The organism is Sporosarcina sp. P34 (genome assembly GCF_002743375.1).
In the GTDB taxonomy this organism is placed as follows: domain Bacteria; phylum Bacillota; class Bacilli; order Bacillales_A; family Planococcaceae; genus Sporosarcina.
The window spans coordinates 1-12,261 of sequence record NZ_PDZC01000021.1 but is presented as its reverse complement, the minus strand read 5'-3'; the positions used below and the strand labels follow the sequence as shown (position 1 = coordinate 12,261).

The window sequence follows — 12,261 nt, the reverse complement described above, 5'->3', positions numbered from 1 at the left end:
ATGAGCGGCGCGGCTCTGCCTTGCCTTATTTCAGAATGTAATAAGGCGTATGAGCGCTTGATTGGTTGGATAGAGCGCTAGTCGGTCCTGATAGAGCAGATAGATGGTCTGATAGAGCGCTCGAGCGTAGACATTGAGCAGTTAGCCAAGGCGATAGAGCGCTTAAACAGATAGTATGAGCGGCGCGGCCCTGCCTTGCCTGATTTCAGAATGTAATAAGTCGTATGAGCGCTTGATTGGCTGGATAGAGCGCTTGTCGGCCGCGATAGAGCGGAGAGATGGACGGATAGAGCGCTCGAACGTGGACATTGATCGGTTAGCCAAGGCGATTGAGCGCTTAAACAGATAGTATGAGCGGTGCGGACCTGCCTTGCCTGATTTCAAAATGTAATAAGTCGTATGAGCGCTTGATTGGTTGGATAGAGCGCTTGTCGGCCGCAATAGAGCGGACAAGTGGCCTTATAGAGCGGTTGTGCATGAACATTGAGCGCTTAAGCGTGGGTATAGAGCGGCTACGCGGAAAGATAGAGCGCCTAAGTACTTTCATAGAGCGCCACACAAAAAACAAAAAAAACTGCCCAATAACGGGCAGTTTTTCATCGTTTAATCAAATACCGTACATAGTTTTGCCAAGGTGTTGTTTTCCACTTTTCCCATTCCGGTAAATACAGTGGAAGTGGGTGGAAGACGGCTTGGTGCTCGAGGCTGCTGTCTAGATCGTCGTTGTGTAGTGCGATCACGCCTGGTTCGACGCCCGTTGTGAGGACTGTTCGATCGAGTGAAGTGAATGGCGCTTCGACGGTGTTTTGGACTGCTCGTCCATTGGTGTCTAGCGTCCAAACTTTTGCACTGTTTTGGTATTTATCTGTCAGCCAGTTCGTTTTGACGCTGACCACTTGGTTGGCTTCATTTGTTTGAATGAATGTGTTGACGTTCGTGCCGAATGGCAAGTCCATTTGCTCGTCGTACGGTGCAACGCGTACTTCGTAATAAGCTAGTGGGTTGTCTTTTTGTGTGTTGCCAAGTGCTTTATACGCTTCTAGCCATTCGTCCTCTTTCGCAGGAACTTTGGATACCGACACGACGACTCCGTTAATCGTGGAGATGTCATTTGGATAGTCCGGCGCGATACGTTCTTGGATTTCAGCGAGTTTCTTTTCTTTATTCGTTAATTCAGGCTTGCCTTCAGGTGAATCATTGACTTCTGGATTAGAAATCGTTCCGTCCGGATTTGTTGTATCATCTGGATTCGGTGTTGCTTCAGGTGTTGTATCGGGATTTGACGTGCTCTCCGTATTCGGAGTGCTTGTGGATGGCGGTGTCTCCGTGTTCGGTTTGTTTTCCGTACCTGAATTATTATTGTTCGAACTATCGATGCTCTTGTCCGGTGAAGATACCGGTGTATCCGGTTGGTCGAGCGAACCGTCCGGGTTGCCGGAAGTGCCGTCGAAGTTTTCTTCAGGAGCGTTCGAATTCACCGCTGGTGGTGCCGAATCCGTCCCATCGATTTCCGTTTTCGGATCATCGTAAGGTACGGTACTCGGTGGTACTCCGTCAGCAGATAGAGACGCGACTGATTTACCTTTTCCACTGCCAACTCCATCTTCCATAGATTCAGGTTGTTGATTTGGATCGACTTTCGGTGTGAATGGTGTGTGGATCGAGTCATGCTGGATCGTTACGGGCGCGCCCGTTTCCACGCTTGGCCATTCATTGTCGAGTACATACGTGACAATCGTTTGGTCCGTGCTGTAAATATCGATCGACGGTGACTCGCTATCGCGTTTGATTGCGACGACATAGCCGCTTACTGGACTCGTCAAAGCAGATTCATTCGGCAATTCTGCGAGCTGTGATTCAACTACTTCTGTTTTCCGTTGCACTTCTGCGAGATCCCGTTCTGCTGCCGCAATCGCTTGCGCAAACGCCCCGTCTTCTCTCACTTCAATGCCCACATTCAAATTGACACGCACTTTTTTCTCGTCGTTTGTATCATAATAATCGCTGTTGTTTTTTGAACCGCCCGCTGAGGACTGATCATACTCTAGATTACTGATCGTTTGTGAGATCGAAGACGACTGATTTTGCAACGCGGTTAGTTCGGATTCTAATTCATTGCGTTTGGAATCGATATGATCCACTTTCAATGAAGCGAGTTCCGTTCCAAAGTCCACTGTCTCCCCTTCTTGAACGAGCCATGAGTCAATTGTTTGGTCGTCTTTAAGGTAGATAGTATGCAAATCTTTCGGTGAAATGAATCCTTCTTTATCGAGCTCTTTCTTGTAATCATCCGCAGATAGCCGTTCGTACTCACTGACGTACTGCGCTTTCGGGATGACACTTTTTTCAGCAAACACCAAATACGTGTTCAATGCTAGGAACGCTGTAACGAGGACCGTCACGATGATGTTTTGTACTTTCATCTTATAGTCCCCCAATCATTAACAAGTTCAACATTTTTTCGATCGGAGCAAAGCCGACTGCCGCAGTGATCAATGCAAAGACCACATGCAATGCAATTAACATCCACAACGCATGCTTGCGGATACCTTTATGCTCTATAACTTCCCCACCGACAAGTGACGTTTCCACTTTCGAGAAGCTGATGAAGCGATACTGAACCGCCACGATCAATGCAGAGAAAATCGTCAATTGATTGACGAAAAGAATGATATACCAATTATCCAGGAACGTTACCGCGAGGGGTCCGAATGAAAGAATCGAAACCGCTGCTGTTTTTCCAGCAACCGCGAAGATCAGGAAATTGATGAGTTTTTCGATTAGTAATAATCCCGTGACCACTAGCTGTAACTTCAGCAAGGGCTTAAATGGAATTTTCGTCAGCATGCTTAAGATCCATGCGACACCCCAAAAATGAAACGACATGTAGATGATGGCCCAGAGTATGGCGCCGACTAATGCGGTGATGCGGCCGATGGTGAATTCATCGAGCGAACCGTTCGCCAAGAGATACGTCATCGTCCCCGTGTTCATGCCCCACATATCGCGGAGGACGAACAGGATGATGCCCAAGATGAATACGCTAAACACACGGCGTTTGAATCCAGTGACAGTTCCTTGCCCAATATCAACAGCAAGTCGGTCAGGATAAACTAGTGAACGCCAGTAACCGTAAGTAGAATACATATGTACTTCTCCTTTGCCTCCAACTTATTCGACTGATTATATCAGTTTCTATCTCTCTTACTTTATCAAAAAATGACGAATTTGCAACGAATGTAGTGTGATGAGGTGGAATTTGGTAGGTTAGTTGAGCGAATAAAGACCAAAGATTGTAACTGAAGGTAGATAGCGCATGGGATTTCCGCTGCAGATGGGGGACGCGTTCTGGAGGGGGTGCGGTGAGCCGACCAAGTCGCTATGCTCCTTCTGGTCGTCTCTCCTGTCACCCTGATCCTCCCAGAGTCGCCCCCATCTTCCGCTACAATCCTACTTTTATGGTGGATGGATGTAGAACACTCGCTAGCGGTAGTATGTGAACTAGTGTTGTCACCGAACTTAGTTCAATTCAATTACAAACCTAACTTCAATGACTGCAATAACTATCACCCACTCACATTGCAAGGGATTGGAGCGGCAGGCGGCGACTCCCGATGGATCAGCCCGATCAGGTGAGACAACCAAAAGGGAGCCTGCGACCTGGTTGGCTCACCGCGGGCCCATGGGAAAGCGTCCGCCTAGAGCGCAAATCCCTACCCCAACACCCCGTCATCCCTTAACCACGTAAATAACCCCTAGTCCATTAGATTCATTTAATTATCTGAATGTTTCCAATCTATAGAAATAGGATATAATAGGAAGTAATAGGGTCAGATGGCTCTTATTACATAAAGGAGTGAAGAGCGATGAACTTGGACAAAACGATTGAGTTTACATGGCAGGACTTTGCACTAGGCCTGGGCGGATCAGGACTATTCGTAGTGGCGCTCCATTTCCTTACACTATGAGAAAACGCATAACACAACGCACATAAAAACACCTCAACGTCGACGCACATAGATGTGCTTCCAATTGAGGTGTTTTTATCGTTTTAGTGTGATGATCAAATCACTCGCAGTCCTTCCATCAACTCCTTAAACAAGAGCTGGTTTTTCGTTTCTAGTGCATAATCTACCATTCTCTCCCAATTATCTTGCTCCAACTTCTCCACCAAACCGTCCGCTTCACGCATGTACTCTTCCTGTAGATGGCCTTCCAATTCCATCGCTCCTTCGAGTATAGTCGACAAATGCAAATGTAAATCGGAAACTAGTAATAATTGATAAAGTGGGATGCGTATAAATCTGTTACCTCGCTGAAAGACGAATACTTCTCCTAAGTTTTCAATCTGCAAACTTTTCGTATTTACAACGATTTCCTTCCCTTCTGCGGGGATAAACTGGAACACCTCGTCATTTCGCTTAATTGAGAAATATTGATAAGCGAATACAAGGCGTAAGTTAAATTCTTCTTTACTGGTGAAAAATGGCTTGATCCGCTGTATGACTAGCATTTCTTTCCCCTCCTCTTCATTAATTTGAATTTTCCGATTATTATTAATATATCACATTGAAGAGGATTTTGTGCATGATATGAGTCGGAAACCATCTAATATACCAAGAGAATTTTTCAGAAAACGGTCATAGCGGGAAATCACGCGGTCTTTTGGGTTATTCATCACGTCCCACCAGAAAAGTTTTGGACACCGGTTGATACTCGATGTTTCGTTCTTTTAATTGTTCCAGTAATTGTCCGCTCGCATCGACATTCGATTTCTCGTAAGAAAAAATCATTTGACTATTTGCGTATGAGATGACGACTTGCTCGAAGACCATCTGTTCATGCATGACGTTATATAAATATGAAACATTTCCATTTGGATCATGAACAGATTTTTCGGAGTACTGTTCGAGAGATTCAAAGAAACGTGGTTCACTTGTGCCAACGGGTTCTGGCTTTTGTAAATGGTGCCGCAATTGTGGAAAGTGTAAAATCAACTGCACTTTTTCTATCGCTTTCGCCTACCTTCTCTTTTTTACCACAATCTTCTCACAATATTGTAGAAAAGCCTCGAAATTGCCAATTCATCAATTTGTATTGCTTAAATGACAATTTCACGAAATGCCGGACTCTTTTCTTATACGATGGCGAGAAAAACGGGTGATGACAATGAGTTTTGGAACACAATTACGAGAATACCGCGACGAGTATTTGCATATTACACAAAAACAAATGGCTGAGGATCTTGGAGTCGATGGTGCCACGATGTCTCGATACGAATCGAGTGAACGAGTTTTCCCGATTGATTTGGTGCCGCTCATGAAGAAAATCTATAACATACCGGATGATGTATTGCTTGCGATGATTCTGGACAAACCGTTAAAGTCAGTGCGTCCTTTTTCGAACCAGACACTCGACAGTAGCGCCCTATACGAAAAAGGGTTTCTTACGCAGTACGGCTCGCTAATTGAAAACGAACCACTGTTGAAAGAATTTATTTTACGAGCAAATTCATTGGATCACGAAAACCGCCAGTTGTTGCTGTCAGGCATGTTGAACCTCATGCAGTTGTTCGAAAATCAAACAGGTAAATGAAAACGAATGGTTTTTCTGCTCCCCAAGTTGTGGTAAAGAACCGATAAAAACGGTATAATAGGAGGAATGCTTAAGTAAGGAGTGGATTCGGTGGCCATCACTATTGAACGAATCGCAAATATGCACGACTCACAAATTGAAGAATTCATGAATCATATTAAACATACATTTCAGCCGTCTGACCCTGCACAGGCGGAAATTATACGCAAAGCTGCTTCACTTGTACGTATGAACGCAATCGGTGCGTATCGCTACACTGAAACCGAGCAATCCTTAATGGCAAATATTTCGGGCACAGAGTCGGAATTCGCCCGTCTTTCTTTCATGACGATGGAGCCGTACTGCACGTGTGCCGACGGAGACTGGTGCGCGCATCAGATTGCAGTCGTCTTTCATTTGTACTCGCAGTTTCATTCATTATCCGATTGGTTGAATACGTGGCGCCAGTCAGGAGCTGTGCAGACACAATTATCGATCAATGAGCGGACACCGGAAGCTTGGTTGAACGCATTATCCGTATTGGTGAAGCCGCTTAGCGAGTTGAATGCGAGTGACGGACCGACTGGATTCTTGCATTATGCTTCTAAAATTGAACACCAGAAGACGCGGCTTTCTCCTTTTGAATGGGAATGGAAGCCGCTCTTTTCGCTGTACTATCAACTCACCTTATTGCGAGCGGCATGGCCTTTCCTTAAAAACGAACTATCAGCGAACGATTCCTATCATTACGGCAAATGGCAGCTGACGATTTGGCTCAATGAGCAAATGTCCGAAATGAAAGCTAGCATTAAACAGTTGAGTACGAAATCGCGTCTATTTGAGACGGACGCCTTTCACACGAAGCTCAAAGATTTGATTCATTCATTCGCACTGGACGAAGATGGTTTATTCTCGAAGCGTTTTGAAGCGTTCCGTCTTGTCTATACTGAGCTGTATTCCGACGAAGCTGAATTGACACAGGAGATTGAACGCTTGCAAAAGGAAACGGCAGCAGACGCGCCATTATTCCGTGCGTTTCTCTATTTGACGTCGGGACGTTTTGACGAGCTCGATGAAGAACTAAACACTCTAGATGCAACCGCTGTTCCCCAGTGGTTGGCATTTGCGCTCTATGCGAAAGAAGATGAGGATTTTGATATCGTGCAGTCAATTATGCTGCAATTGCTTCCTCATTTAGCCGAGCATTATCAGCAACTTGCGACGCGTAACCGTTCGGCTTTTGCCGAGGATATCGACGAGTTGCTCGCGCTGTCCGACGTTTCAGAAGAACAACGTGATCAACTGTTCCAATCATATGGACCCGAAGCCAGTCGTGCGTACGGTAAGTTTTTATTCGAACGCAATCGGTATGCTGAATGGGCTGCGCTTATGCATTTGACTCGCGGGTCAGTCGATATGATCGACAGTACGGCGATGAAAACAGCACTTGCGGAAGATTCGCAAGCGGTGTTCCCTCTCATGCACGCTGAAGCTTTAAAATTAGTCAAAGAGAAAAATCGTGATAGCTATCGCCGCGCAGTGCGTTTATGGAAGCAAATGAAGGCGGCTGCGAAGCGCGATGGCCGCAATGAATTTTGGAACCGCTATGTCCATACAGTCCGCGAGCAATTTCCACGTCTGCGTGCACTGATGGAAGAGATGGAGAAAGGAAATCTACTTCTATGACCGATTCGAACATCTTACAACTTTCATTAGAGTTAACATTACAAGAAGGACAAGATGGTATGTTCATCGTGTCCGCAAACGTCGCAGGTGAAACGCGCAAGATTGATGCGGATATGCTGGTGTCGTATTTATTTTATTCGGATGAACCGACGATGTACGGCATGTTGGTGGAGCAGCGTGATAATTGGCTCGATATATCGATTGATATGTTGCTGCGTTTGTTCTCGGCTGGAAGTCATCCGTACGTGCAATATTCTGGTGCGACTCCTAATGATCAACAAATACTTACAGACATTCGCGAAGCAGCGACGTTTTGGAAAGACCCTGCGCTGTTTTCGTATGTTGAAGCGAATGAGTCTGGACTATCGTTTGATCTCGACAAAACGCATTTATCCGAGCAAGCGGGGCGGTATATCTCGCTCGCGATGCGTGGACAGTTGGCGACGCTCGGTGTCTCGATGGCAGACTTCCCTGCTTTGTTGCCGCACTTTCAGCAGTATGGATGGCCGAATACCGAAAAATCGAAGTTACCGTTCCGCGTAGCCCTTCGTTTGACGGAGCCGGATATCGATGAGACCGATTGGTTGCTTGAGACGATTCTCATTAGTGATCGCGGTGCACAGTGGTCGCCAGCGATCGGTAAAATAACGGGATCGATCGAAAATGCATTGCCTGCAAAACGTAAGCCATATGCGGAGGAAATTGAAGAGCGTCAATCTGAGATGGTCGGGATTTTCCGTTCCGTGGAATGGTATGAACCGCGACAATTCATGCATGTGCCGTTAAATGATGCGCAAGTGCGGATTTTCATTCAGGAAGATCTGCCGCTTTGTCAGGCATTTGATTATCCAGTTATTTTGCCAGCTTGGTTAAAGACGGTGACAGAGACGAAGTTGAAGATTCGAACGTCTGCCGGTATGCAGTCGTATCGTTCGTCAGCAAGTCTCGATCAAGTGTTGTCGTTTGATTGGCAGTTTTCACTCGCCGGAGAAAAGATCGACAAGAATCAGTTCCAGAAGATGGTCGATGAGAACCGCGAGTATATTCGCGCAGGCGATGAGTGGTTCCATTTAGATCCCGCATGGCTCAAGCGAATTCGTGAGTTGATGGAGCAAGTGGACGACGGTGAATGGACAGTAAAGGATTTGCTGTTCAATGAAGTGCCGGAAGAAATTGCGCCTGTCTATGATGAAGAGGAAGAAGACGATCCGTTAGTTGCATTTTCGATGCAGCAATCTTTGCGTAACGTGATGAATATGTTACATGACAAGAAAGGTTTGCCGGCCGTTGCGGTACCGAAGACGTTGCATGCCGAGTTACGTCCATATCAGCAAGAAGGTTTCGAGTGGCTCCATTTCATGCGCGACAATAAATTCGGTGCGGTGCTGGCGGATGATATGGGACTTGGTAAAACCGTACAGCTCATCTCGTATTTACTGTATGTGCATAATTTACCGGAAACTGACTCCCCTTCGCTGATCATTTGTCCGACAAGTGTTATGGGCAACTGGCAGAAGGAGCTTGAACGTTTCGCACCTTCACTGACGGTACATGTACATTACGGGACGAATCGTGCGCGTGAAGAGCAGTTTGCAGATATTATGAGTAAGCGTCAAGCGGATATTATTTTGACGACGTATGGTACTGCTACGCAAGATGGCGAGATGCTGTCGATGTACGAGTTTGCGAATGTAACCATTGACGAAGCGCAAAATATTAAAAACTTGCAGACGAAGCAGTCTCGAGCGATCCGGAAGTTACGCGGCGTGCATCATATCGCGTTGACGGGTACGCCAATCGAGAACCGTTTATCAGAGTTATGGGCCATTTTTGATTTCATTCACAAAGGATATCTAGGCAGTTTCCGTAAATTTAACGAAGAATTCATCGTGCCGATTGAGCGTGATGATTTGGAAGCGGAGAAACGGAAATTACGTGCTCGAATTCAGCCGTTCATGATGCGTCGAACGAAAAATGATCCGGAGTTGCGTCTGAACTTACCTGAGAAGCTCGAGCAAAATGAATATGTCCCGCTGACTCCTGAGCAAGCGGCATTGTATGAGAGTTTTGTTTCAGAGACGAAATTTAAACTTGAGACTTTGACTGGATTTGAGCGTAAAGGTTTGATTTTGAAAATGCTCAGTCGTTTGAAACAATTATGTAACCATCCGGCATTATTCCTGAAAGAACCGCCAGCCCCTGCTGCCGAGTTGACAAAGCGATCCAATAAAATGGCGCGAATCGTTTCGATGGCAGCGGAGATTGCGGCGAACGGTGAGCAATGCTTGATCTTCACGCAGTATATTGGCATGGGGCAGATGATCCGTCAGTGTTTGTCCGAGCTACACGGGATTGACGTGCCGTTCTTGACGGGTAGTATGCCAAAAGGTCAACGTGATGCATTGGTCGAGGCGTTCCAAAACGGAGAGTTCCCGATTTTCATCCTGTCATTAAAAGCTGGGGGCACCGGCTTGAATTTGACGCAGGCGAATCACGTATTGCACGCAGATCGTTGGTGGAATCCGGCTGTGGAGAACCAGGCAACCGATCGTGCGTACCGTATCGGGCAAACCAAATTCGTACATGTGCATAAATTTGTAACGGTTGGGACGATCGAGGAAAAGATTGACGAGATGCTCGTCGAGAAAGCAGCGTTGTCAGCTGATTTGATTCATTCGAGTCAGTGGTTGACGGAGCTCAATGATCGAGAGCTCGAGGATTTGCTGACGTTTAATTAATATGGTACTCACTAGGACCTGTATCGAAATGTGATGCAGGTCTTTTTGCGTTCATTGTACATCGGAGGGAATGAGGAAAGGATTTGTTTTGATCGTTTCCAAGTAATTGATGCGCTCGTTCAGGTTGGCAATAATGCGAATCAGCTGGCCAATCTGGTCTTCAAGGCGCTGGATATCTTGTTTCTGCGCGACTATAGGTGTGCTGTGCATGTGGGCTTCATCCTTTCTATGAGCGGGTATGTATTCCGTCAGCCCGCCAAGTGGAAGTGGTCTCCGACAAAACGGGCGACGGATGAGTTGGCGTAAAATTGATTCAGTTCCTATGCTGAATGTACTCCCGGCATCACAGAGGATCGAGTCCCCACTCGTTCATGTTTCTGCCGAGTCATGCTAGTTGGCGAATATGCTTGTAGTGTCGTGTAATTTTTTCTTTTTTTATTTCTCTTCAATTGTGTGGTATCCATCTCTCTTCAGGAATTGATCAGCGACGGATGTGCGACGGCGGATATGCCTTTGTCTCCTCCCCTTTCAATTTGGAGCTTGTTAGAAAATAGGTAGTGCGGTTTCGGTTGATTTCGCTTCTTCAAAACGTACGGGCTCAGTAGATGAATTCGTTTTCATTTCTGACTGTTGAGGTTTGGATGACTTCGAAAGAAAGCGGATGTCGTTGCACATGACTTCCATGATGTACACTTTCGAACGGTCTTCTCGTTCATAGTTCCGTGTCTGAATGCTTCCACTGACGCCTACGAGCGATCCTTTGCCGCAGTGACGAACTAGGTTTTCGGCGGATCGTCCCCAGACGGAGCATGGCACGAAGTCGGTTGCTATTTCCCCGTTTGCGTTTTTGAAGCTACGATTGACAGCGAGGGCGAACGTGGTATTGACACGTCCTGATGAGTGTTCTTTTAATACGAGGTCTTTGGTGATGCGCCCTACTAAAGCCACTTGGTTCACGAGTTGGTTCCTCCTTTCTTTGTGCTGCCCTTATCGTAATCTACAAGGGAGCTTTATGGCAAAGTGGCAAAATTGAATTTTGATGCGATTTTCGGCGTAGTTTTTCAATTTTCATTCGAAGGGGTTTTTGGATTTTCGCGGTAGTATGCGGTTTCTATGTGACGAGGTAAATGGCATTATTGAATAATCGAGTATTTTACGATTTTTATGCTATACTTGGGAAAATTGTACCGAGGTGATGGGATTGAAGACGTTTAAGATGATTTCGGTGGAAGTAGTTCAGGAGAGCGGCGTGCTTGCATTTCCACTGTTTGACGGCATTATCATCAACCAAGAGAACAGTCACCGTTTGTGGGTGCTTGAGCTGTTCATTGATGCCAAGTATAAGGATATTATGGAAAAGTGGAAAGCCGAGGAGACATTGCTGACCGTACGCGTTGTCATTTCGTATCCTGGAAATGAGCCCGCTTCGTTCGATGTGGCGGTGGAAAACTGGCGTCAGATTGGTGACCGGATCTCTGTGTTGATGAAAGGACGTCTAAAGCGCGTCCGCTCGAAGTATCCCGAATATTTGTTAGAAGAGTTATTGGATGAAGGTTTGGAGGGCGATGCATTGCTCGAGCAATTCCAAACGGCCATGTGGGATCGACCTAAGTTGAAACGCGATATGGAAGTTGATGAGAAGACGAAGTTGTGATGGTTGGGCTGCCCTTTTTTGGGGTGGCTTTTTTTGTTTTTTGGGGTGGGTGGTAGAGCGGATAGGTGGAGTTTGAGCGGCTCGCGGAGTTTGAGCGGTTAACACGCCGTATAGAGCGCTCATACGCTGGCTTTGAGCGGATAGGAGGACGCTTTGAGCGCGTGCGGAAGGGCATTGAGCGGATGGCGCGAGCGATAGAGCGCTTGGGATGATGTATTGAGCGGCTCGCGGAGTTTATGCGGCTCGCGGCGTTTGAGCGGTTAATACGCCGCATAGAGCGCTCGTTCGCTGGTATTGAGCGGATAGGAGGACGCATAGAGCGCGGGCGGAAGGGCATTGATCGGATGGCGCGAGCGATAGAGCGCTTGGGATGATATATTGAGCGGCTCGCGGAGTTTATGCGGCTCGCGGAGTTTGAGCGGTTAACACGCCACGTAGAGCGCTCGTACGCTGGTATTGAGCGGATAGGAGGACGCATAGAGCGCGGGCGGATGGGCATTGAGCGGATGGCGCGAGCGATAGAGCGCTTGGGATGATATATTGAGCGGCTCGCGGAGTTTATGCGGCTCGCGGAGTTTGAGCGGTTAACACGCCACGTAGAGCGCTCGT

10 protein-coding genes are annotated in these 12,261 nt (G+C 46.8%); 5 read left to right on the top strand and 5 right to left on the bottom strand.

Translation table 11 applies throughout. The features are described from left to right. Positions 1–596 precede the first annotated feature (596 nt). The 4 genes from CSV63_RS16255 to CSV63_RS16240 all read right to left on the bottom strand — a co-directional run bounded on the left by CSV63_RS16255 (position 597) and on the right by CSV63_RS16240 (position 5,003). Complete coding sequence (locus CSV63_RS16255; RefSeq protein WP_099696739.1) at positions 597–2,423, bottom strand: mucin-associated surface protein; 1,827 nt, start codon at positions 2,421–2,423, stop codon at positions 597–599. 1 nt (position 2,424) lies between these two features. After that, on the bottom strand, positions 2,425–3,147 hold the full coding sequence (locus CSV63_RS16250; protein WP_099696738.1) for a hypothetical protein: 723 nt from the start codon (positions 3,145–3,147) through the stop codon (positions 2,425–2,427). Positions 3,148–4,063: 916 nt separating this feature from the next. Then, entirely contained in the window at positions 4,064–4,513 is a 450-nt protein-coding gene (locus tag CSV63_RS16245; protein WP_099637234.1) for a transcriptional regulator, read from the bottom strand. A 157-nt stretch (positions 4,514–4,670) separates the two neighbouring features. Next, entirely contained in the window at positions 4,671–5,003 is a 333-nt protein-coding gene (locus tag CSV63_RS16240; protein WP_099696737.1) for a hypothetical protein, read from the bottom strand. Positions 5,004–5,169: 166 nt separating this feature from the next. On the opposite strand from CSV63_RS16240, the gene CSV63_RS16235 reads away from it, so the two are divergent. From CSV63_RS16235 to CSV63_RS16390, 4 genes are all read left to right on the top strand, one after another. Next, complete coding sequence (locus CSV63_RS16235; protein ID WP_099696736.1) at positions 5,170–5,595, top strand: helix-turn-helix transcriptional regulator; 426 nt, start codon at positions 5,170–5,172, stop codon at positions 5,593–5,595. A gap of 90 nt (positions 5,596–5,685) precedes the next feature. Continuing rightward, positions 5,686–7,260, top strand: a complete 1,575-nt coding sequence (locus tag CSV63_RS16230) for a hypothetical protein (RefSeq protein ID WP_099696735.1) — start codon at positions 5,686–5,688, stop codon at positions 7,258–7,260. Then, a complete protein-coding gene (locus CSV63_RS16225) occupies positions 7,257–9,998 on the top strand; it encodes a DEAD/DEAH box helicase (RefSeq protein WP_099696734.1) in 2,742 nt (913 codons plus the stop codon). The genes CSV63_RS16230 and CSV63_RS16225 overlap by 4 nt, the downstream gene beginning before the upstream one ends. Before the next feature lie 45 nt (positions 9,999–10,043). Further along, complete coding sequence (locus CSV63_RS16390; protein WP_143565422.1) at positions 10,044–10,304, top strand: hypothetical protein; 261 nt, start codon at positions 10,044–10,046, stop codon at positions 10,302–10,304. Positions 10,305–10,541: 237 nt separating this feature from the next. Here the strand turns inward: CSV63_RS16390 and CSV63_RS16220 are convergent, their stop codons facing one another. Continuing rightward, complete coding sequence (locus CSV63_RS16220) at positions 10,542–10,955, bottom strand: single-stranded DNA-binding protein (RefSeq protein WP_099696733.1); 414 nt, start codon at positions 10,953–10,955, stop codon at positions 10,542–10,544. A 244-nt stretch (positions 10,956–11,199) separates the two neighbouring features. Here CSV63_RS16220 and CSV63_RS16215 point away from each other — a divergent pair, with 244 nt between their 5' ends. Further along, positions 11,200–11,652 (top strand): YwpF family protein, encoded by a 453-nt coding sequence (locus CSV63_RS16215; protein WP_099696732.1) that lies wholly within the window; start codon positions 11,200–11,202, stop codon positions 11,650–11,652. Positions 11,653–12,261 lie beyond the last annotated feature (609 nt).

Bases quoted from the DNA above. Each gene is read 5' to 3' on its own strand.
- CSV63_RS16235 (WP_099696736.1), top strand. From the start codon at position 5,170: ATGAGTTTTGGAACACAATTACGAGAATACCGCGACGAGTATTTGCAT.
- CSV63_RS16250 (WP_099696738.1), bottom strand. From the start codon at position 3,147: ATGTATTCTACTTACGGTTACTGGCGTTCACTAGTTTATCCTGACCGA.
- CSV63_RS16255 (WP_099696739.1), bottom strand. From the start codon at position 2,423: ATGAAAGTACAAAACATCATCGTGACGGTCCTCGTTACAGCGTTCCTA.
- CSV63_RS16225 (WP_099696734.1), top strand. From the start codon at position 7,257: ATGACCGATTCGAACATCTTACAACTTTCATTAGAGTTAACATTACAA.
- CSV63_RS16245 (WP_099637234.1), bottom strand. From the start codon at position 4,513: ATGCTAGTCATACAGCGGATCAAGCCATTTTTCACCAGTAAAGAAGAA.